Source organism: Amycolatopsis sp. NPDC058986 (genome assembly GCF_042741125.1).
GTDB lineage: Bacteria > Actinomycetota > Actinomycetes > Mycobacteriales > Pseudonocardiaceae > Amycolatopsis.
This window is the reverse complement of sequence record NZ_JBHYJW010000027.1, coordinates 37,279-56,409: the sequence shown is the minus strand read 5'-3', so window position 1 is coordinate 56,409 and position 19,131 is coordinate 37,279. Positions and strand designations below refer to the sequence as shown.

At 70.0% G+C, this 19,131-nt stretch carries 22 protein-coding genes; 13 read left to right on the top strand and 9 right to left on the bottom strand.

Features of this window, described 5'->3' with window-relative positions:
- Positions 1-5: 5 nt before the first annotated feature.
- A complete protein-coding gene (locus ACFW0G_RS23630; protein WP_378327536.1) occupies positions 6-803 on the bottom strand; it encodes an SDR family oxidoreductase in 798 nt (265 codons plus the stop codon).
- Positions 804-926: 123 nt separating this feature from the next.
- On the opposite strand from ACFW0G_RS23630, the gene ACFW0G_RS23625 reads away from it, so the two are divergent.
- The 4 genes from ACFW0G_RS23625 to ACFW0G_RS23610 all read left to right on the top strand — a co-directional run bounded on the left by ACFW0G_RS23625 (position 927) and on the right by ACFW0G_RS23610 (position 3,164).
- Complete coding sequence (locus ACFW0G_RS23625; protein ID WP_378327535.1) at positions 927-1,310, top strand: winged helix-turn-helix transcriptional regulator; 384 nt, start codon at positions 927-929, stop codon at positions 1,308-1,310.
- Positions 1,310-1,975, top strand: a complete 666-nt coding sequence (locus ACFW0G_RS23620) for a hypothetical protein (protein ID WP_378327534.1) — start codon at positions 1,310-1,312, stop codon at positions 1,973-1,975. Before ACFW0G_RS23625 ends, ACFW0G_RS23620 begins: the two co-directional genes overlap by 1 nt.
- 67 nt (positions 1,976-2,042) lie before the next feature.
- Entirely contained in the window at positions 2,043-2,540 is a 498-nt protein-coding gene (locus tag ACFW0G_RS23615; RefSeq protein WP_378327533.1) for a VOC family protein, read from the top strand.
- 33 nt (positions 2,541-2,573) lie between these two features.
- Positions 2,574-3,164 carry a pentapeptide repeat-containing protein gene (locus ACFW0G_RS23610; RefSeq protein ID WP_378327532.1) on the top strand — a complete coding sequence of 197 codons (591 nt, stop codon included), beginning with the start codon at positions 2,574-2,576 and terminating at the stop codon, positions 3,162-3,164.
- 54 nt (positions 3,165-3,218) lie between these two features.
- Here ACFW0G_RS23610 and ACFW0G_RS23605 read toward each other — a convergent pair whose 3' ends face one another.
- The gene (locus tag ACFW0G_RS23605; RefSeq protein WP_378327531.1) at positions 3,219-5,879 is read right to left on the bottom strand and encodes a glycohydrolase toxin TNT-related protein; all 2,661 of its coding nucleotides are present in this window, start codon (positions 5,877-5,879) and stop codon (positions 3,219-3,221) included.
- Between the two features lie 187 nt (positions 5,880-6,066).
- Between ACFW0G_RS23605 and ACFW0G_RS23600 the strand changes: the two genes are divergently transcribed.
- Both ACFW0G_RS23600 and ACFW0G_RS23595 read left to right on the top strand, forming a co-directional pair.
- Positions 6,067-6,921, top strand: coding sequence for a bifunctional methylenetetrahydrofolate dehydrogenase/methenyltetrahydrofolate cyclohydrolase (locus ACFW0G_RS23600; RefSeq protein ID WP_378327530.1), 855 nt, complete (start codon positions 6,067-6,069; stop codon positions 6,919-6,921).
- Positions 6,921-7,229, top strand: coding sequence for a DUF3017 domain-containing protein (locus tag ACFW0G_RS23595; RefSeq protein WP_378327529.1), 309 nt, complete (start codon positions 6,921-6,923; stop codon positions 7,227-7,229). The genes ACFW0G_RS23600 and ACFW0G_RS23595 overlap by 1 nt, the downstream gene beginning before the upstream one ends.
- 85 nt (positions 7,230-7,314) lie before the next feature.
- Here ACFW0G_RS23595 and ACFW0G_RS23590 read toward each other — a convergent pair whose 3' ends face one another.
- Positions 7,315-8,487: an MFS transporter gene (locus ACFW0G_RS23590; RefSeq protein ID WP_378327528.1), complete on the bottom strand. Its 1,173-nt coding sequence runs from the start codon at positions 8,485-8,487 to the stop codon at positions 7,315-7,317.
- A gap of 201 nt (positions 8,488-8,688) precedes the next feature.
- Positions 8,689-9,018, bottom strand: a complete 330-nt coding sequence (locus ACFW0G_RS23585) for an ArsR/SmtB family transcription factor (protein WP_378327527.1) — start codon at positions 9,016-9,018, stop codon at positions 8,689-8,691.
- A gap of 102 nt (positions 9,019-9,120) precedes the next feature.
- Between ACFW0G_RS23585 and ACFW0G_RS23580 the strand changes: the two genes are divergently transcribed.
- Positions 9,121-10,335 (top strand): MFS transporter, encoded by a 1,215-nt coding sequence (locus ACFW0G_RS23580; RefSeq protein ID WP_378327526.1) that lies wholly within the window; start codon positions 9,121-9,123, stop codon positions 10,333-10,335.
- A gap of 9 nt (positions 10,336-10,344) precedes the next feature.
- Here the strand turns inward: ACFW0G_RS23580 and ACFW0G_RS23575 are convergent, their stop codons facing one another.
- Positions 10,345-10,533, bottom strand: a complete 189-nt coding sequence (locus ACFW0G_RS23575) for a DUF1918 domain-containing protein (protein ID WP_378327525.1) — start codon at positions 10,531-10,533, stop codon at positions 10,345-10,347.
- 390 nt (positions 10,534-10,923) lie between these two features.
- Between ACFW0G_RS23575 and ACFW0G_RS23570 the strand changes: the two genes are divergently transcribed.
- The 3 genes from ACFW0G_RS23570 to htpG are packed head-to-tail and all read left to right on the top strand — an operon-like array spanning position 10,924 to position 13,741.
- Entirely contained in the window at positions 10,924-11,118 is a 195-nt protein-coding gene (locus ACFW0G_RS23570) for a TrmH family RNA methyltransferase (RefSeq protein ID WP_378327524.1), read from the top strand.
- Between the two features lie 12 nt (positions 11,119-11,130).
- Positions 11,131-11,784, top strand: coding sequence for a spermidine synthase (locus ACFW0G_RS23565; protein WP_378327523.1), 654 nt, complete (start codon positions 11,131-11,133; stop codon positions 11,782-11,784).
- A 28-nt stretch (positions 11,785-11,812) separates the two neighbouring features.
- A complete protein-coding gene (gene htpG / locus ACFW0G_RS23560) occupies positions 11,813-13,741 on the top strand; it encodes a molecular chaperone HtpG (protein WP_378327522.1) in 1,929 nt (642 codons plus the stop codon).
- Between the two features lie 72 nt (positions 13,742-13,813).
- Here htpG and ACFW0G_RS23555 read toward each other — a convergent pair whose 3' ends face one another.
- Together ACFW0G_RS23555 and ACFW0G_RS23550 are read right to left on the bottom strand one after the other, a co-directional pair.
- Positions 13,814-14,386 carry an HhH-GPD-type base excision DNA repair protein gene (locus tag ACFW0G_RS23555; protein ID WP_378327521.1) on the bottom strand — a complete coding sequence of 191 codons (573 nt, stop codon included), beginning with the start codon at positions 14,384-14,386 and terminating at the stop codon, positions 13,814-13,816.
- A 63-nt stretch (positions 14,387-14,449) separates the two neighbouring features.
- Positions 14,450-15,229 carry an AraC family transcriptional regulator gene (locus ACFW0G_RS23550; protein WP_378327520.1) on the bottom strand — a complete coding sequence of 260 codons (780 nt, stop codon included), beginning with the start codon at positions 15,227-15,229 and terminating at the stop codon, positions 14,450-14,452.
- 50 nt (positions 15,230-15,279) lie between these two features.
- On the opposite strand from ACFW0G_RS23550, the gene ACFW0G_RS23545 reads away from it, so the two are divergent.
- The gene (locus ACFW0G_RS23545; protein ID WP_378327519.1) at positions 15,280-15,702 is read left to right on the top strand and encodes a DUF2000 family protein; all 423 of its coding nucleotides are present in this window, start codon (positions 15,280-15,282) and stop codon (positions 15,700-15,702) included.
- A gap of 153 nt (positions 15,703-15,855) precedes the next feature.
- Positions 15,856-16,377 (top strand): hypothetical protein, encoded by a 522-nt coding sequence (locus ACFW0G_RS23540; RefSeq protein WP_378327518.1) that lies wholly within the window; start codon positions 15,856-15,858, stop codon positions 16,375-16,377.
- Positions 16,378-16,443: 66 nt separating this feature from the next.
- Here ACFW0G_RS23540 and ACFW0G_RS23535 read toward each other — a convergent pair whose 3' ends face one another.
- Positions 16,444-17,067 carry a class I SAM-dependent methyltransferase gene (locus ACFW0G_RS23535; RefSeq protein ID WP_378327517.1) on the bottom strand — a complete coding sequence of 208 codons (624 nt, stop codon included), beginning with the start codon at positions 17,065-17,067 and terminating at the stop codon, positions 16,444-16,446.
- A gap of 20 nt (positions 17,068-17,087) precedes the next feature.
- Positions 17,088-17,450: a DUF2203 domain-containing protein gene (locus ACFW0G_RS23530; RefSeq protein WP_378327516.1), complete on the bottom strand. Its 363-nt coding sequence runs from the start codon at positions 17,448-17,450 to the stop codon at positions 17,088-17,090.
- A 291-nt stretch (positions 17,451-17,741) separates the two neighbouring features.
- Between ACFW0G_RS23530 and ACFW0G_RS23525 the strand changes: the two genes are divergently transcribed.
- Complete coding sequence (locus tag ACFW0G_RS23525) at positions 17,742-18,968, top strand: NADP-dependent isocitrate dehydrogenase (RefSeq protein WP_378327515.1); 1,227 nt, start codon at positions 17,742-17,744, stop codon at positions 18,966-18,968.
- Positions 18,969-19,131 lie beyond the last annotated feature (163 nt).

Below are 19,131 nucleotides of genomic sequence, written 5' to 3'. Positions count from 1 at the left end.
CGTGCTCAAACGGGCTTCGTCAGTACGGCCCGCACCCCGCCGAGCTTCTGCTCCAGCACGTCACGGCCGCCGTCGACGCGGATGATCTGTCCCGTCGCCGCACCGAAACCGTCGCCGGCCACCAGCGCGATCGTGCGCGCGATGTCTTCGGGCGTGAGCACCCTGCCGAGCGCCGAGTGCTCCCGCAGGTAGTGCCGGACGCCATCGGTGATCACCTCCGCGGTCGCGTCGGTGTCGACGGCGCCGGGCGAGACCGTGTTCACCGTGACGCCGTATTGGGCGGCGTCGGCGGCGATGTGCCGGCTGAACGTGTTGAGCGCCGCCTTCGCGGTGGAATGCGCGATGGAACCGCCGACGTCGTCGGCGGCGGTGCTCGAAACGTAGACGATCCGCCCGGAGCGCTGCTCCCGCATGATCGCCAGCACGCGCTGGGTCAGGAAGTACACGCCGGACAGCTCGTTGTTGACCTTCTCGGCGAAAACCTCCCACGGCAGCGAGATGAGCGGTTCGAGTGGCGGCTGCGCGGTGTTGGCGTTGCACACCAGGACATCGACGCGGCCGTGGGCGGTACGGACGCGCTCGGCCAGTTCCGACACCTGCTGCTCGTCGCACACGTCCGCCTGGATCGCCTCCGCGCTTCCGCCCGCCGTTTCGATCGCTTTGACGACACCGGCGGCGGCCTCGGCGTTGCTGTGGAAGTTGACGATCACGTGGTGGCCGCGTCGCGCGAGCTCCCGGGCCGTTGCCGCCCCGACACCACGGCTCGCGCCGCTGACCACGGCGACCGGTGTTGACTGGCTCATGGATTCCTCCGTCGTACCAAGGAAATCCGGCGGTTCCGCCGGCAGGGCCAGACAACCATATCGGCTTTCCTTTGGTAAGGACCTACCTTCAGGTAGGCTCCCTACCGACCGGGAGGTGCGCAGATGGGCAAGGGTGTTTCGGTCCCCGTGGGTGACGTGTTCACCAGCGCGTGCCCCGGGCGCATGATCGTCGAGAACCTCACCAGCCGGTGGATGACGCTCATCCTCGCCGCGCTGCGCGACGGTACGCTGCGGTTCTACGAACTCCGCGACAAGGTCGACGGCATCAGCGAAAAGGTACTGACGCAGAAGCTCCGGATCCTGGTCCGCGACGGCCTCGTCGAGCGCACCGTCGAGCCGTCCACACCGCCGAAGGTGAGTTACACCCTCACCGAACTCGGGTGCAGCGTCATGCGGCCGCTCGGTGATCTCGTGCGGTGGATCGAGGACAACGGGAGCGCCGTCCTCGCCGCCCAGGACCGGCACGACCGGGAGCACGCCGGCTGATGCCCGGTCTCGTCGAACTCGCGTACACGACCGCGGGCGGCGCCGTCGGGGCGGTCGTGACCAACTACTTCGCCAAGCACCAGGAACGCCGCCAACTGCGTGGCACGGTGATGGAGGCGCTCTACACGGTGGCTGCCGTACCCGGCAGCGTGTGTGCGCTCGCACCCGGTGCCGCGCCGATCCCGCCGGTTCCCGGGCGACCTCGGTCCATTGCCGCCGAACTCGGTCTCAGCGTGAGACTCGGCGAAGAAGCCTCGGCGGATTCCGCGTTTCGCAAGGCGCTCGCGACGTACATGGTGGCCGCACTGGCCGCCGGGATCCCGCGCGTCGCGATGGACTTCGCCGCGGGCGCGTACGAGCGCGAGCTGGAATGCGAGGTGCTCCGGCTGATCGACGCCGAGGCCGGCAATCCGCTCGGGGCGGCGACCGCCGAACTCCTCGCCGCGTGCGTGAGCTACCGGAAGTCCGCCACCGGGCTGCTGCTCGCCCTGTTGTGGCACCCCCGGCGTTCGCGGCCGCGGATGCGTTCGCGTATCCGCGGCTTGCGGGCCGAAGTCGGGTCGCTGGGCGAACTGCAGGAAGCCGCGTACCGGCGGCTGCTCGCCTCCGAGCGCACCGCCGCGTTGGCAGAGCGGCTCAAGAGCACCACGGAACCGGATATCTAACGGACGTTTTCTGTCCTATATGGCTTCTAGCGTGGTCCGCACCAGACCACGGACGAAGGAGCCACCGATGACCACCCACCCCGCCGCCGGCCCGATCCCCGCCGGATACACCACGGTCACCCCGTGGATCATCTCCCGGGACACCGCCGCGCTGATCGACTTTCTCAAGCGTGCTTTCGGTGCCGAGGAACTGGGCAGGGTGACCGGCGAGGACGGCAGGATCGGGCATGCCGAGGTCCGCATCGGCGACGCCGTCGTGATGATGTTCGACGCGCTGGACGAGTGGATCGACACACCCGCCTTCCTGCGGCTGTACGTCGAGGACAGCGAAGCCACGCAACGCCAAGCCCTCGCGGCCGGGGCGACCGAGGTGACGAAGCAGACCGAACTGGCCTTCGGCGACCGTGTCGGCCGTGTGCTCGATCCGTTCGGGAACCTGTGGTGGATCCAGACGCGGCTGGAGGACCTCGACTATCCGGAGATGGAGCGCCGGATGCGGGACCCGAAGTACATCGCCGCCATGGAATACGTGCAGAGCGCGGACATCGTTCCGCGTAAGGCGTGACCGCGTCCGGTAGCGATGTGTCATCCTTGCCGGGTGACCACCGAGACCGCCGAAGACTACCGCGAGGCCGTGCTTTCCGGACAGTGGTGGGAAAAACGTCATTTCACCGGCTGCGATTTCACCGATGCCGACCTGCGCGGGCTGCGGACAAGGGGCTGCACGTTCGACGACTGCGACTTCTCCGGGGCCGATCTCAGCGGCTCCCGGCACGACGCGTCGGCGTTCCGCTCCTGCGTGTTCGAGCGGACCGCGCTCGGCGAAAGCCGGTGGACTTCCTGTTCGCTGCTCGGTTCGTCCTTTGTGGACTGCTGGTTCATCGGCATCGCGCTGACCGAATGCGACCTGTCACTGGCGTCGCTGGCACGGGCGCGGCTGCGCAAACTCGGCCTGTCCGGGCTGCGGCTGCGCGAGGTCAGCCTGATCGAGGCCGATCTCACCGGCGCGGACCTGCGCGGCTCCGACCTGACCGGCGCGCGGCTGGGCGACGCGAAACTGTCCGGCGCGGATCTGCGCGGCGCGATCCTGGACGCGAACGGGCTCGTGCAGGCCGACCTCGCCGGTGTCTACGTCGATCCCGAGACGGCGGTCGCGTATGCCGCCGCGCACGGCCTGATCGTCAAGTAGCCCAAGAGAAACGGGGCACGCGATTGCTCGCGTGCCCCGTTCGGCGAAGCCGGATCAGTCCACCGGGGGTTCGCCAGGGTCGAGTTCGATCAGGTCGCCCTCGGCCAGCAGTTCCTCGATCGACGCGGGCAGCAGGTACGCCGACCCGCCGCCGGGCTGGTTGAACCACGGGATCGCGACGCCGGCGAGCGTTTCGAGCGGACGCTGCACGCGGTAGACGTGGTACGGGCGGTTGACCCACTCGGGCACGAGCGAACGCTCCTCGAACGGCGTGCCCGCGGCGTAGGTCAGGTTCCCGCTCGGCCCGCCGAACCGGTCCAGCTCGCTGCCCGCGGGCAGCTCCCGCAACTCCTTGCCACGGAACAACGTCAGCGGCGGTTCCCCGGCCATCGGGGCGATCGGCCACTGCTGGTTCCCGCCGCCACCGCCGGAAGCGGCGGCACCCTGCGCGGCGGCCCGCACGGGCGCTTCGCGGCGCGGAGCGGGCGGTGGCGGAACCGGGACGACCGCTGTCGGCGCCGCGGCGGGCGGCTCGCGCCTCGGCGGTGCGGGCGGGGGCGGCGGAGTCACCTGTCCGCTCAGCGCGGGGGCAGGGGGTGCCTGCGGACGCCCGGGCGGCGCCGGCTCGTCGAGCGGGTCGTCCCCGAGCAGTTCCTCGGCCGTGGTGAACGCGGTCTGCTCCTGGGCGGGAATCGCCTCCCGCGGTGGAACGGGTTCCCGCACGGGCGCGGGCTCGCGTGGCGGGATCGGGTGCGAGCCGGTCGCGATCTCCGGCGACAGCGTCGCCAGCACCGGGGGCGGCGGGGCGTCCGCCGGGTCCGGCTGCGCGGGCTCCGGCTCGGCGGGCGGCGGCGGGGGTGGCGCGGCCACGTGACCGTTCGGGTTGAGCAGCACCTTGCCGAGCATGAACGCGGCGGCGTCCTCCGGGTCCCCGAAGACCGCCGGGTTGCTCAGCTCGCCGTCGTACCAGCCGACGCGCCAGCCCTCTTCGACCTGTTCGACACTCCAGCCGTGTTCGGCGGGCTCGCCCAGCCGATAGCCGTCGGCGGGCACGCCGAGCTCGTCCAGCTTCTCCCGCAGATCCGCCAGCGCGGGCACTGGATGACGCTCTTCGGGCTGGGCCCGGCGCGGCTCTTCGCGCAGTGCCCGGCGCGGCCCGGACTGCTGCTCGCGCTGCGGCGTCGCCAGGGGAGCGGGCGGCTGCTCCGGCTCGGCCACGGGCAGCGGGCCGGGCACCGGCGGCACACCGGCGATACCGGGCTCCGCGATCATGGTCGGCGGGCCGGGGTCGTAGGCCTCGGGCTCCTCATGGGCACCCACCGGCTCCGAGGGCACCTGCTGGACCGGGCCCGTGTCTCCGTCCTCGTGGGCCGCGGCGGGGGAGTACTCCTCGGTCTCGCCGAGATCGGGGTGGTGTCCCGGCTCGGGCGAGGAGCCGTTGCTCTGGGCGCTGTGCGCCGCGTGCGCGGCCGGTTCCTCCGGCTCGTGCTCGTGCTCGTCGGCGAACCGGTCGTCGAACTCCTCGTGCTGGTGGTACGCCTCGTCGTCGTAGTGCTCGGCGTAGTCCCCGGCCTGCTCGTCATGCGCGGAATCCGCGTAGTCGTGCTGTGGCTCGAACGTTTCCTCGAACGGCGGCTCGGCCTGTCCGGCCGCGGGCGGCTCGGCAGACGGGGCGTGCACGGCGAGCGGGCTTTCGACCACCGGAGCGGCCTGCGCGGCGGCGGGCGGCTCGACGGGTGGGGGGCCGTCCTGAGCAGGCGGCGCCGGAGGCGCAAACGCTTGCGGAGCCACCGGCGGGGGCGGCGGCGCGGCCTGCGGGGGCGGTCCGCCGGGGCGCTGCTGCGGCGGCTGGTTGCCCCGCGTGAGGTACGCGCCGGCGGCCTGCAGCGTCGCGTCGTCGACCGGCGGCAGCGCGAAACCGACGGACCGGATGTGCTCGATCAGGTCCGATTCGGGCGAGACGCCGTAGGTGCGCAGGTAGAAGTTGACCGCCGCGGGCCAGATCCACTGCCCGTCGCTGTGGAACGCGACCGGGACGGTGGCCTCCGGCGTCTGGGCGAGCCGGTCGATGTCGTAGCCGCGCTCGGTGACCACCAGCGGCGCGTGGTCGAGGTACTCCAGCAGCCGGTCCTGTTCCTCGACCTCGAGGTCGGGGCGGTTGATCACCGGACGGCCCGCCGGGCCGATCGTGTCGAAGATCCGGGCGATCCGGAAGTGCGGGCCGGGCAGTTCGGGACCGAGACCCGACATGCGGCGGATCAGCCAGTCCGGCACGTTCTCCTCGGTGCGCGGGAACATCCTCAGCTCGTCGGAGTACGCCTGCGGCGGCGGCGCGAGGTCCCACTGCGGTTCGTCGCGGTTGTACTCGAGGTTGTAACTGGACGGGTGGTCGAGCTGGTAGCGCGCGTTGAACCAGGTGCCACGGCCGTCGCGGTACATCCCGGCACGCAGGCGCCCGAACAGCGTCGCGATGTCGTGGGTGGCGACCCACTCCTGCGCGGTGCCGTCCTCGGTGATGATCTCCCCGGTCAGCTCGTGGTATCTGCCGACGGCTCGGTACTCCGCGGTCACCTTGCGCCAATCGCGCGGGGCGGCGCGCAGCAGGGCGAGGCCGATCTGCTTGACCAGGGTGTCCTGCTCCGTCGCGTTCAACTGCGTCGTCGGTTGTGCCACGGAGACATTTTGACTGTTCGCGCGCGCGTGTGCACCCCGCATGTGGGTTTTGCCGCCCTCCGGCAGCCGGACACGCCCGCTGACCTCGGCGTATGCGGAGTGTCCTGCATCACGTCATGATCGCGGGTGGGTGAGCCCGGTGTCCGCGTCACGATATCGGGAGAGCCCGTCGAAAGCCGGGAACGACGCGCGGGGAGGCGGCCGGGCGCGCTTTGCCAGAATGGTGCCCATGACGGCCAAGGTTCTCGACGGTAAGGCCACCAAGGACGCCATCTTCGCGGAGCTGCGCCCGCGAGTGGCGGCGCTCGCCGCGCGGGGGGTGACCCCCGGGCTGGGCACGGTGCTGGTCGGCGACGACCCCGGCTCCCACGCGTACGTGAAGATGAAGCACGCCGACAGCGCGAAGATCGGCGTCAACTCGATCCGCCGCGATCTGCCCGGTGACATCACCCAGGACAAGCTCGAAGCCGTCATCGACGAGCTCAACGCCGACCCGGCGTGCCACGGCTACATCGTCCAGCTGCCGCTGCCGAAGCACCTCGACCCCGGCCGGGTGCTCGACCGCATCGACCCGGCCAAGGACGCCGACGGCCTCGCCCCGGTCAGCCTCGGCCGCCTGGTGCTCGGCGAGCGGGGCGCCCTGCCGTGCACTCCGTACGGGATCATCGAGCTGCTCAAGCGGCATGACGTCCCGATCAACGGCGCGCAGGTCACCGTCATCGGCAGGGGGATCACGGTCGGCCGCACCCTCGGGCTGCTGCTGACCCGGCGCAGCGAGAACGCCACGGTGACGCTCTGCCACACCGGCACCCGCGACCTCGCCGCCGAGGTCCGCCGCGCCGACATCGTCATCGCCGCCGCCGGCGTGCCCGGGATCATCACCCCCGAAATGGTCAAACCCGGTGCCGCGGTGCTCGACGTCGGCGTCTCGCACGTCGACGGCAAGCTGACCGGCGACGTCGCCCCCGGCGTTGCCGAGGTCGCCGGTTGGCTGTCGCCCAATCCCGGCGGCGTCGGCCCCATGACCAGGGCGATGCTGGTCAGCAACGTGGTCGAGGCCGCGGAACGTTCGGTCGCGGGCTGATGGCCGTGGCCGGACACCGGAGCGTCCGCCGCACACCGCGGGAGCACCTGCCGTTCGCGCTGGTCCTGCTCGTCGTCGCGGTCGCCGCGCTGCGGATCTTCCAGTACCACTGGCGGGAGGGCGCGGTGCTCATCGGCGGCGCGCTGCTGCTCGCCGGCCTGCTCCGCGGGATCCTGCCCACCGAGAAGGCGGGGCTGCTCGCCATCCGCGGCAAGCCCGTCGACGTCCTGACCTACGCGGCCTTGTCGGTGCTCATCCTCTTCGTGGCGCTGACCATCATCGGCGGCCCCTTCGGCGGCTCTTCCTGAAGGGGACCTTTGTCTCGCAGGATGAGCTGAAGGGGACTTTACTCGCATCAAAATGCGAGGAAAGTCCCCTTCAGCACACGCGGGGTCAGGAGGCCATCGCGGGGGCGAGGCGGGACTCGCGGCGGTCCAGGCCGCCGGACACCGCCGCGATGGAAAGGCCGAGGACGGCGAGCAGCGCGCCGACCCAGTTCGGAGCGACCAGGCCGAGACCGCCCGCGATCACCAGGCCGCCCAGGTAGGCGCCGATCGAGTTGGCGATGTTGAACGCCGACTGCACCGCCGCCGACACCAGCGACGGCGTCCCGCCCGCCTTCTCCATGATCCGCGCCTGCATCATCGGGCCGATCATGAACCCGGCGACGCCGACGAAGAAGATCGTGATCGCCGCGCCGACCTTGCCCTGCGCGGTCACCGTGAAGATCCCGAGCACCGACGCGAGCCCGAGCAGCGCGACGTACAGGCTCGGCATCAGCGCCCGGTCCGCGAGCCGTCCACCCAGCAGGTTGCCGATCGTCATGCCGACCCCGGCCAGCGCGAGCAGCACCGTGACGTTCGACGGCGAGTAGCCCGCGACGTCGGTCAGCATCGGAGCGATGTAGGACAGGCAGGCGAACACACCGCCGAGGCCGAACATCACGATCGCCAGCGCCAGCCACACCTGCGGACGGCGGAACGCGCCGAGTTCGCTGCGCAGCGAGGGTTCCGCCGGCCTGCCCTGGTGCGGCACGAGCTTCGCGATCGCGGCGATCGCGACCAGGCCGATCACCGCGACGACACCGAACGTCGCGCGCCAGCCGACCCGCTGCCCGAGCAGGGTGCCCAGCGGCACGCCGACGACGTTGGCCAGTGTCAGGCCGAGGAACATCATCGACACGGCCTTCGCGCGCTGGCCGTTCTTGGCCAGGCTCGACGCGACCACCGCGCCCGCACCGAAGAACGCGCCGTGCGGCAGCCCGGCGAGGAAGCGGAACGCCACGCCGAACTCCTGGTTGGGCGACAACGCGAACAACGCGTTGCCCAGGGTGAACAGGCCCATCATGGCCAGCAGCATCGTCTTGCGCGGCAGCCGGACGGCGGCCGCGGTGAGCAGCGGCGCACCGACCACGACACCGAGCGCGTAGCCGGAGATCAGGTAGCCCGCGGTCGGGATGGACACCCCGAAGTCGGCGGCGGCCTGGGGCAGCACACCCATCATGACGAACTCGGTTGTCCCGATGCCGAAGGCACCGATGGCGAGCGCGAGCAGCGCGACGGGCACGGCTCTCCTTCCCTGGGTAAACGATTTCTCAGACCAGGCTTCGCCACAGTGTCCGTGGCGGCGTCTGAATCGATTTAGTCGGCTGGCAAAAAGGAAGACAGCTTCAGCGGCCCCGACGTCGCGTGCTGTCCCGCGTTCAGTTCAACCCACGAGGGGTGCCGTTGTCATCCCGGTTTCGCGTGAGCCCGCCCACGTGGCCGATCAAGGGTGGTGGGGTGCGGCCAGCACCGCGTCGAGCAGCCCGGGGAAGACGACGTCAAGATCGTTGCGCCGCAACGAGTTGTAGCGCGTCGTGCCGTCCTGGCGGCTGGCGAGGACGCCCGCCTGGCGCAGGATTCCCAGGTGGTGGGTCAGTGTGGACTTCGTCACGGGGACGTCGAACGCGCCGCACGCGACCTCGCCCTCGGTGTTCGCGACCTGCCGCACGATCGCCAGGCGGATCGGGTCGGCCAGTGCGCGGAGCAGGGCCTCGATCGTCAGCTCGGCGCGGTCGGGATGGACGATCGGCGTCAGGGGTACGGCGCTGTTCACGGTCCCATAGTACGACAGTCATCGAAATTGTCGGTGCCGCGTAGTACGGTGATCTTCGTACTACGACAGCTATCGAACTATGCTTGTTGGGGGATCCACCTCATGGCCACCGTCTCCACGGCAGCACCGCCGGCACCGCCGGTGAAGCAGGCGAGAACGTCCGTGCTCGCGCTCGGCACGTTCGCCGTCGGCACCAGCGGGTACGTCGTCGCCGGGCTGCTCCCGGCGCTGACCACGCAACTGCACATCTCCGCCACCACCGCGGCGCAACTGGTCACCGCCTTCGCCGTCGCGTACGCGATCGGCTCCCCACTGTTCGCCGCGCTCACCGGGCGCTGGGAACGGCGTGCCGTCCTGGTCGGCGCGCTCGTCGTCACCGCGGTCGGCAACGTGCTGGCCGCGCTCGCGCCGGAGTACTACACCCTGCTGGCCGCGCGGGTCGTCACCGCGATCGGGGCGGCCGTGTTCACGCCCGCGGCCAGCGCGGTCGCCGCCGAGCTCACCGCGCCCGAGCGGCGGGGCCGCGCGGTGGCGCTCGTGTTCGGCGGGCTCACCATCGCCACCATCCTCGGCGTTCCGCTGGGCAGCCTGCTGTCCCAGCAGCTCGGGTACCAGACCGTGTTCGCGCTGGTCGGGGCATTCTCGCTGGCAGGGGCGGTCGCGGTCCGGTTCGCGCTGCCGAAGGTCGCGCCACCGCCTCCGGTGCGGTTCGCGGAGCGCTTCTCCGTCGCCAGGGACACCCGGGTCCTGGCGATGCTGGTGACAACCGTGCTCGCCTGTCTCGCGGCCTTCACCGTGTACACGTTCATCTCACCCGTGCTGGCCACCACGGCCGGGCTGCACGGCACGGCCGTGACGGTATTGCTGTTCTGCTACGGCATCGGCGGCGCGATCGGCAACTTCGCCGGCGGCCGCGTCACCGACCGCTGGGGCGCGCGGCGGCCGTTGCTCGCCGTGGTCGCCGGGCTCACCGTGGTGCTGGCGCTGCTGCCGCTGATCGCGAGCACGGCCGTCGGCGCGGGCATCGTGATGTTCCTGTGGGGCCTGTGCACCTGGTCGTTCAACCCGCCGGTACAGCACCGCCTGATCGAGCTGTCGCCGGTGCACGCCGGGCTGGCGCTTTCGCTCAACGCGTCCGCGATCTACCTCGGCGTCGGCCTGTCCGGCGTCGTCGGCGGGGTGGTGCTGGACATCGGCGGGCCGATCCTGCTGCCCGAGGTCGCGGCGGTGCTGACCGCGGTGGCCGCCGTGGTCATCGTGGTGGGCTGGCGCGCCCGTACCGCCACCGCCCGGGAGGAGGTGGCGGTATCGAGCTGAGGGCGCCGGTCAGCCGGTGTGTGCCTGTACCTCGCAGTCGGGGCCGGGATACACCAGGGCTTCGTGCCCGTCGGCGAACCGGACCAGATACGGCGGTTCCCCGTTCTTGCCCCGCACCTCGAGGATCTCGCCGCGCTGTTCGGCGGATCCCACGGTGCGGCCATGGACCTGGATCTCGTCTCCTACCATCGCGTGCATTGGGCTTCACCTCCGCGTGTTCCAGGTTACCAATCCGACCGAAAGTAGGCGGATACGTTCGGTGACCGATCTGCTCGTCGGTACCCGTTTCCGCCGTGGCTGCCGTCGGATTGGTAACGAACGGCGCAGTAAAAGCGGGAAGGAGTCCGTACAGGGCCGATGGGTCGCCTGGCCGGGTGCTCACCCAGACTCGTGAGCGTTGCGGACCGTTGACGGGCGAAAACGCTCACGAGTCCTAGACCTGCGGCGCGAACCTCGGCATCCTGCTCCGCACGTGTGACGCCGTCGGCGCTTGTCCTGTGGTACCGAGGTTTGCGGGTCCCGGAGGCATTGCGCCGCGGCGCTGCGCCGTGACAGAACGTCCTGCGCCGTCCGGCCTGTGCGCGCTGGGTGCATGACCTGGCTGGCGCGGGAACGCGCGGCCGGACGATCGCGGTGCTCGGGCACGAACAGCACGGCCTCCCGCCCGAGGCGCTGGACCCGCTCGACACCGTGGTCGAGATCCCGATGGCCGGTACGGGAGCCAGCCTGAACGTCGCGGTGGCCGGGAGCCTGGTGCTGTACAAGCTCGCCGGGCTGCTGTGAGAAGGTCCGTGCGTGGCGGAAGTGGTCGATGTGGTGCGAGGCCGCGGTGGGGAGCTGGTGCTGCGGCGTGACGGGGAAGCGTTCGAGGTCATCGCGAACGGGGTGTTCCTCATGGACACCCGCAACGGCGAGTCGGAGCGGCTCCTGGTGACCGGCGCGGCGGACGCGCTGGCGCCGGGGGCGCGCATCCTGATCGGCGGTCTCGGCGTCGGGTTCTCGCTGCGGGCGGCCCTCGATCACCCGAACGTGGCCGAGGCCGTCGTCGTGGAACGTGAGCCCGCGGTGATCACGTGGAACCGCGGCGGTCCTTTGCGGACGGTGCACGAAGACGCGCTCGCCGACCCGCGGGTCACCGTCGTCGAGGCGGATCTCGTTGCCTGGCTGCGGGAAACCGGCGAAACCTTCGACGCGCTGTGCCTCGACATCGACAATGGTCCTGAATGGACAGTCACGGACGGGAACGCCGCGCTGTACGGCGAGTCCGGTGTGGACGGTCTCGCCGAGCGGCTCCGGCCCGGGGGCGTGCTCGCGGTGTGGAGCGCCGGCGCGGCGCCGTCGTTCACCGAGCGGCTGCGATCGCGGTTCGCCGACGTCCGGGTGGCCGTGGTCCCGGTACCGCGCGGCGAACCGGACGTCGTCTGGTTCGCTAAGATGTCGGGCCGGTAAGAGCGGTTATCGCTGGGAGGGGACGTAGGTGACGACGTCGGCAGAGACGCTGGAGTTCCAGTCGGAAGCGCGGCAGCTGCTGCGGCTGATGATCCACTCGATCTACTCGAACAAGGACACGTTCCTGCGGGAACTGGTCTCGAACGCCTCGGACGCGCTGGACAAGCTCCGGCTGGAGGCGTTCCAGGACAAGGACCTGCAGGCCGAGACCGATGACCTGCACATCACGCTCGAAACCGATCCGGAGCAGCGCACGCTCACCGTGCGCGACAACGGCATCGGGATGTCCCGGGACGACGTGGTGAACCTGATCGGCACGATCGCGAAGTCCGGCACCGCCGAGTTCCTCGCCAAGCTCAAGGAGGCGAAGGACGCGGCCGCCTCCGGCGACCTGATCGGCCAGTTCGGCATCGGCTTCTACTCCAGCTTCATGGTGGCCGACAAGGTCACGCTGGTGACCCGGCGGGCCGGGGCGGACGAGGGCGTCCGCTGGGAGTCGGAAGGCGAGGGCACCTACACGATCGAACCGGTCGCCGACGCCCCGCAGGGCACCGCGGTGACACTGCACCTCAAGCCGGTCGACGTCGAGGACCACCTTTTCGACTACACGTCGGTGGCGAAGCTCCGGGAGATCGTCAAGAAGTACTCGGACTTCATCACCTGGCCGATCCGGATGACCACCGAGCCCGCCGCCGAGAGCAAGGAAGGCGAAGAGGGCGAGGAGCGCGCGGAGCCCAAGGTCGAGACGCTCAACTCGATGAAGGCGCTCTGGGCCCGCCCGTCCTCGGACGTGAGCGAGGACGAGTACCACGAGTTCTACAAGCACGTCAGTCACGACTGGCAGGACCCGCTGGAGACGATCCGGCTGCAGGCCGAGGGCACGTTCGAGTACCAGGCGCTGCTGTTCCTGCCCTCGCGCGCGCCGATGGACCTGTTCATGCGGGAGCGCAAGCGCGGTGTCCAGCTCTACGTCAAGCGCGTGTTCATCATGGACGACTGCGAAGCGCTGATGCCGGAGTACCTGCGCTTCGTCAAGGGCGTGGTCGACGCGCAGGACCTTTCGCTCAACGTCTCGCGCGAGATCCTGCAGCAGGACCGCCAGATCCAGCTGATCCGGCGTCGTCTGGTCAAGAAGATCCTCTCCACGGTCAAGACCCTGATGTCCACCGAGGCGGAAAAGTACGCGACGTTCTGGCAGGAGTTCGGCCGCGCGGTCAAGGAAGGGCTGCTCGACGACACCGAGAACCGCACGGCCATCCTCGACATCTGCTCGTTCGCCTCGACGCACGACGCCGAGAAGCCGACCACGCTGCGCGAATACGTCGAGCGGATGAAGGACGGTCAGGAGCACATCTACTACCTGACCGGCGAGTCCCGGCAGGCGATCGAGAACTCGCCGCACCTGGAAGCCTTCCGTGCCAAGGGGTTCGAGGTGCTGATCCTGACCGACCCGATCGACGAGATGTGGGTCGACGCCGTCGCCGGGTTCGAGGAGAAGCAGTTCCAGTCGGTCGCCAAGGGCCAGGTCGACCTCGACACCGACGACGAGGAGAAGACCGCCGAGCGCGAGCAGCGGCAGAAGGACTTCGCCGACCTGCTCACGTGGATGTCCTCGGCGCTGGAGGACAACGTCAAGGAGGTGCGCCTGTCCTCGCGGCTGACCACTTCGGCGGCCTGCATCGTCGGCGACAGCTACGACATGACGCCGACGCTCGAGAAGATGTACCGGGCGATGGGGCAGGAACTGCCGCCGGTCAAGCGCATCCTCGAACTCAACCCCGAGCACCCGCTGGTGAGCGGCCTGCGCACCGCGCACGAGGCGCGGCCGGAGGACGAGGGGCTCAAGGAGACCGCGGAGCTGATCTACGGAATGGCTTTGCTGGCCGAGGGCGGCGAGCTGGCCGACCCGGCGCGGTTCGTTTCGCTGCTGTCCCAGCGGCTGCAGAGCGCACTGTAGGCGATTTCCCCGCACCGCCGCCGTCCACAGTGGACCCACCGGTTCACCGCGGCGGCGGTGCGCGGAGCCGTGTTACTTCGCGGCCGCCGCCTTGGCGGCCTTCTTGAACGCGCGGACCTCGGCGAGCGACTCGGGGCTGGTGACGTCGGCGATGGAGCGGTGCGAACCCTCGTCGCCGTACGCCCCGGCGGCCTCGCGCCAGCCCTCGGGCTGGACACCGCGCTGCTTGCCCAGCAACGCGAGGAAGATCCGGGCCTTCTGGTCGCCGTAGCCGGGCAGGGCCTTGAGCCGCTTGAGGACTTCCTTGCCGTCCGGCTTGCCCTGCTTCCAGATCCGATCGGTCTTGCCGTCGTAGTTCTCGACGATGTGCTGGGCGAGCGCGTGCACCCGGCGGCCCATCGAACCGCCGTAGCGGTGGATCGCCGGGGGCGTCACGCAGAGCTCCACGAACTCCTCGATGTCGGACTCGGCGATCCTGCGGACGTCGAACCCGTCCATGCGGTCGGCGATCTTCTTCGGGCCGATGAACGCGACCTCCATGGCGATCTGCTGGTCGAGGAGCATCCCGGTCAGCAGGGCGAACGGGTCCTTCGACAGCAGGGCGTCGGCTTCCTTGTCGCCGGTCAGGTGCAGTGCGCGTGCCATGCGCACAGCATCTCACGAGCCGCACCGGGACGCTTTCGCTCGTCTGCGGTGCCGCTGCGAGTGTCAGCCTGCCGCGAAACGCGCAGGGGTCGTACCGAGATAGCGCTTGAAATGCCGGGTCAGATGGGCCTGATCGGCGAATCCGGCGCGGACCGCGGCTTCCGCGGCCGGCGTCCCCGCGAGCAGGAGGCGGCGGGCCCGGTCGACGCGGCGGCCGGTCAGGTAGCGGTGCGGCGGCAGGCCGAACCGCCTGCCGAAGGCGCGGACCAGGTGTGCCGGGTGCGCGCCGAGGGCGTCGGCGGCTTCGCGCAGGGTCAGCGCGTCGGGCAGGTGCGCGTCGAGCAGGTCGCGGAGGTCGTCGGCGACGCCCCTGGCGGGCGGGGCGCCGGTGAGCGGGCGGTCGAGGTGGTCGCGCAGGCGGTCGGCGACCAGGACCAGCCTGCTTTCGGCTTCGAGGGCGTCCGCCGGGTGTGCCAGCGTCTCGTGCAGCTGGTGGACGCGGGTCCGCAGCAGCGGATCGGCCATGCTCGGGTGGTCTACGGCCGCGCCGATCAGGTCCTCGCCCAGAATCGACGTGTCCAGGTAGAGCACGCGCTTGCGGAAGCCGTGGCTGGTGGCGGCCCTGCCGTCGTGCGCGACGTTCGGCGGCAGCAGCGTCACCGACGCGCCGAGCGCGCCGTGGTGGTGGCGGTCCAGGTCGTAGCGGATCGCGCCGTCGTCGACGATCAGCAGCGTCCACGTGTCGTGGGTGTGCACCGGGTAGGAGTGCTCGACGAAGCGCGCGTGGAAGACCTCGGCGATGCCCGGCACCGGCGGCCGCCAGGCGGAGATCCGTGGCCTCATGTGAAAAACGTACAAGACGCCGAGGTCGCGCTGCGGCGAGTCTTGCGGGTATGTCCGAACCGATTCGCTTTCCCACGAAGATCGCCGTGCTCCTGCGGGAGGACCTGGCGTCCTGGCAACGGCTCAACGTCACCGCGTTCCTGGTCAGCGGCATCGCGCACGCGACGCCCGAGATCATCGGCGAGCCCTACGAGGACGCGGACGGCGCCGGCTACCTGCCGATGTTCGGCCAGCCCGTCATGGTCTTCGCCGGGTCCGCCGACGTGCTCGCCGCCGCGCACGGCCGTGCCCTCGGCCGCGGCCTGCGGATCTCGATCTTCACCGACGAGCTGTTCCACACCGGTAACGACCGCGACAACCGCGCCGCCGTCCGCGCGGTGCCGGGCGAGAAGCTCGCGCTCGCCGGGCTGGCGGTGCACGGTCCGAAGAACGCCGTCGACAAGATCCTCAAGGGCGCCACGTTGCATCGGTGACCGGACTGTGCCGCTGACCGACCGTGCCGTTGACCGACTGTGCCGTTGACTGAAAGTCGTTGCGCCGAAAGGGTGTTGAGGCTACCTGGCGGGGACGGCGTGCTGCCAGGATCGGATCAGGGGCCGCCATTGTGGCGGCGAGGAGGGGATCCGATGAACATCGTGCTGCGCCGTGCCCTGCTCACGTTCGCGGCGGTCGCCGCCGCGAACACGCTCGCGATCCCGGCGGCGTCGGCCGATCCGTCGACGAGCCTGTCGTTCACTGCCGAGGACGGTGCCTGGCCGGTACACGGCCGCAGTGCCCAGTGGACTTCGCCCGCCCAGGAGATCAACGTCTGGGAGAACGCCGGAGTGGTCAAGGTGGACGCCGAGGCGGACGGCGGCTTCGACTACATCCGGATCGAGCTGAGCGACGCCGGGGGCGCGGTGCTGCGGCCGGGGACCTACCCGGGCGCGAGATTCCGCGGCCAGCGTGACGCGCCGCTCGCGACTCCGGGAATTTTCCTGGTGTCCAACGGTTTCGGCTGCGGCAAGGAAGACTACGCGGACTTCACCGTCGCCCGGATCGAGCGCGACGCCACGGGCAAGCTCACGGCGTTCGACGCCGACGTCGATCAGCGCTGCGGTGGGCCGGACAAGCCTGCCTTCCGTGCCACGATCCGTTTCCAGGCCTGAGACCCGGCCACACCATCCATAAAGGATTGACGCGGGGGTCCGGTTCGGACAGTGAGACGAGCCGGATCAGCGTGGCGCGCGGGCGTGCACGACGAAGGCGGAGCGCGGACGTTCGTCCTCGGTGTTCAGCCTGCGCGCGACGACGTCGGTGAAGCCGGCCCCGGTGGCCAGTGCGGCGGCTTCCTCGGCCGTGTCCGGGATCGGCAGATCGGCAGGGACGAACGCGGCGAACTTCCCCGACGGGGAAAACCGTGCCGCCAGCGGAAGGCTGAAGGCCGCGACGCCGCCGGGCCGCAGCACACGCAGCCAGTCGCGCAGTGCCGTCGCGCCGAGGAAATGCAGTGCGGACGCGCAGAGCACGGCGTCCGCGCTGCCGTCTTCGGCGGGCATCGGCACCGCGGAGCCGACCTGCCAGGTGATCCGGCGGTCCGGATCCAGCGTCGCCGCCTTGGCCTCGGCCTGCGCGATCATGCCGGGGGAAATGTCCACCGCGAGCACCCTGCCCGGGGACAGCCGCAGAGCCGCGAACGCCGCGTGGCCGGTGCCCGCCGCGACGTCGAGCAGCAGCCCGGGCGCCGGTTCCCCGGCGAGGCCGTCGACAAGCGCGTCCGCGATGGTCGCGTGGAAGGTGTTCTCGTCGTAGGTCCCGGCCAGTTCGTCGTGCAGCTGGGCCATGGTGGGGTCGCTCACCAGCCCACCTTAGCCGCGTTTCACGGCAGCGGGCGGCGTCCCGCGAAACCCAGATCCGTGCGGTGGTACCAGGCCAGTTCCCGGTCGCCTTCGAGCCAGCACAACAGGACGTCCACACCGTCCATCTCGGACGGGAAGTCCACGAGCAGCGGCGCGAATCCCTTGAGCTCGGCGCCGGTGGCCTGCACGGCGGTCATCAGCTCGTCGAGCCGGGCCTGCGCGGCCTTCCATTCGGGCAGGCCACCGAGGTCGGTGTCGCGCCCGCCGACCCGGAGCGCGGCGGCGAGTTCGGCGGCGTCGGCCCGTACGCGCACCAGTTCGTCGAGCACGGGTCTCAGCCGGGCGAGTTCGGCGCGCGCCTCCGACACGGTGAACAATCCCATGCGTCGATGGTCCCACCGCACCCGGCGGCGGAACGAGCCCGGTCCGTTACGAAATCCGGGTAGCGCAGCAGGTCGGGCGGTCATCCGACAGGAAAGGCCGCGCGTACCGTGACGGCTGACGTGAGCCGGTGGGCGGGCCACGCCGCCCGGTGAGCCTGGCCACAATCCGCTGTTGGAGACTTGATGCCGACCACTACTGGAACCATCCAGCTCCGTTAAGCAGTACGCTTGTACCGCTACCGGCGAGACGAAGAAGTAACGCGAAGATCCGCGGAAGGAGCACCGCTGCTCATGGCCAAGATCAAGGTCCAGGGCACCGTCGTCGAACTCGACGGCGATGAGATGACCCGCATTATCTGGCAGTTCATCAAGGACAAGCTGATCCACCCGTACCTGGACGTCAACCTGGACTACTACGACCTGGGCATCGAGGAGCGGGACCGCACCGACGACCAGATCACCGTCGACGCCGCGAACGCCATCAAGCAGCACGGCGTCGGCGTCAAGTGCGCCACCATCACCCCCGACGAGGCGCGTGTCGAGGAGTTCGGCCTGAAGAAGATGTGGGTCTCGCCGAACGGCACGATCCGCAACATCCTCGGCGGCGTGATCTTCCGCGAGCCGATCGTCATCCGGAACATCCCGCGGCTGGTGCCGGGCTGGACGAAGCCGATCATCATCGGCCGTCACGCGCACGGCGACCAGTACAAGGCGACCAACTTCAAGGTCCCCGGCCCCGGTACCGCGACGATCACCTACACCCCGGAAGACGGCTCCGCGCCGATGGAGTTCGAGGTCGCGAAGTTCCCCGAGGGCGGCGGCGTCCTGATGGGGATGTACAACTACCGCAAGTCCATCGAGGACTTCGCGCGCGCCTCGCTGCAGTACGGCCTGGACCGCGAGTACCCGGTGTACCTCTCCACCAAGAACACGATCCTCAAGGCCTACGACGGCATGTTCAAGGACGTGTTCCAGGAGATCTTCGACACCGAGTTCAAGGCGGCCTTCGACGCCAAGGGCATCACCTACGAGCACCGGCTGATCGACGACATGGTCGCCGCCTCGCTCAAGTGGGAGGGCGGCTACGTCTGGGCGTGCAAGAACTACGACGGTGACGTCCAGTCCGACACGGTCGCGCAGGGCTTCGGCTCGCTCGGCCTGATGACGTCGGTGCTGCGCACGCCGGACGGCAAGACCGTCGAGGCCGAGGCCGCGCACGGCACGGTCACCCGGCACTACCGCCAGCACCAGCAGGGCAAGCCGACCTCGACCAACCCGATCGCGTCGATCTACGCCTGGACCCGGGGCCTGGAGCACCGCGGCAAGCTGGACTCGAACGCCGAGCTGGTCGGTTTCGCGAACACGCTGGAGCAGGTCGTCATCGAGACCGTCGAGAGCGGCAAGATGACCAAGGACCTCGCCCTGCTCGTGGGCAAGGACCAGGCCTGGCAGACCACCGAGGAGTTCCTCGGCACGCTGGACGAGAACCTGGCCAAGAAGATCGCCTCACAGGGCTGATCCACCGGCTCCGTCAAAAGCCCCCTTTCCGGCCGAAATGCCCGGAAAGGGGGCTTTTCGGCGCTTCTCGGCCGTTACCGGGTGGTCACCTGCCGTCACCGCCGGGTGACACGGTTGGCGCCTCCGGGTGGTTGGCAAGGCGGAGGCTGTCCGGCCCGCCAAG

Coding starts and splice junctions, on each gene's coding strand:
- ACFW0G_RS23580 (WP_378327526.1), top strand. CDS start 9,121: ATGGCCACCGTCTCCACGGCAGCACCGCCGGCACCGCCGGTGAAGCAG.
- ACFW0G_RS23545 (WP_378327519.1), top strand. CDS start 15,280: ATGTCCGAACCGATTCGCTTTCCCACGAAGATCGCCGTGCTCCTGCGG.
- ACFW0G_RS23625 (WP_378327535.1), top strand. CDS start 927: ATGGGCAAGGGTGTTTCGGTCCCCGTGGGTGACGTGTTCACCAGCGCG.
- ACFW0G_RS23605 (WP_378327531.1), bottom strand. CDS start 5,879: ATGCGGGGTGCACACGCGCGCGCGAACAGTCAAAATGTCTCCGTGGCA.
- ACFW0G_RS23555 (WP_378327521.1), bottom strand. CDS start 14,386: ATGGCACGCGCACTGCACCTGACCGGCGACAAGGAAGCCGACGCCCTG.
- ACFW0G_RS23530 (WP_378327516.1), bottom strand. CDS start 17,450: ATGGGATTGTTCACCGTGTCGGAGGCGCGCGCCGAACTCGCCCGGCTG.
- ACFW0G_RS23540 (WP_378327518.1), top strand. CDS start 15,856: ATGAACATCGTGCTGCGCCGTGCCCTGCTCACGTTCGCGGCGGTCGCC.
- ACFW0G_RS23550 (WP_378327520.1), bottom strand. CDS start 15,229: ATGAGGCCACGGATCTCCGCCTGGCGGCCGCCGGTGCCGGGCATCGCC.
- ACFW0G_RS23595 (WP_378327529.1), top strand. CDS start 6,921: ATGGCCGTGGCCGGACACCGGAGCGTCCGCCGCACACCGCGGGAGCAC.
- ACFW0G_RS23615 (WP_378327533.1), top strand. CDS start 2,043: ATGACCACCCACCCCGCCGCCGGCCCGATCCCCGCCGGATACACCACG.
- ACFW0G_RS23630 (WP_378327536.1), bottom strand. CDS start 803: ATGAGCCAGTCAACACCGGTCGCCGTGGTCAGCGGCGCGAGCCGTGGT.
- ACFW0G_RS23525 (WP_378327515.1), top strand. CDS start 17,742: ATGGCCAAGATCAAGGTCCAGGGCACCGTCGTCGAACTCGACGGCGAT.
- ACFW0G_RS23575 (WP_378327525.1), bottom strand. CDS start 10,533: ATGCACGCGATGGTAGGAGACGAGATCCAGGTCCATGGCCGCACCGTG.
- ACFW0G_RS23620 (WP_378327534.1), top strand. CDS start 1,310: ATGCCCGGTCTCGTCGAACTCGCGTACACGACCGCGGGCGGCGCCGTC.
- ACFW0G_RS23600 (WP_378327530.1), top strand. CDS start 6,067: ATGACGGCCAAGGTTCTCGACGGTAAGGCCACCAAGGACGCCATCTTC.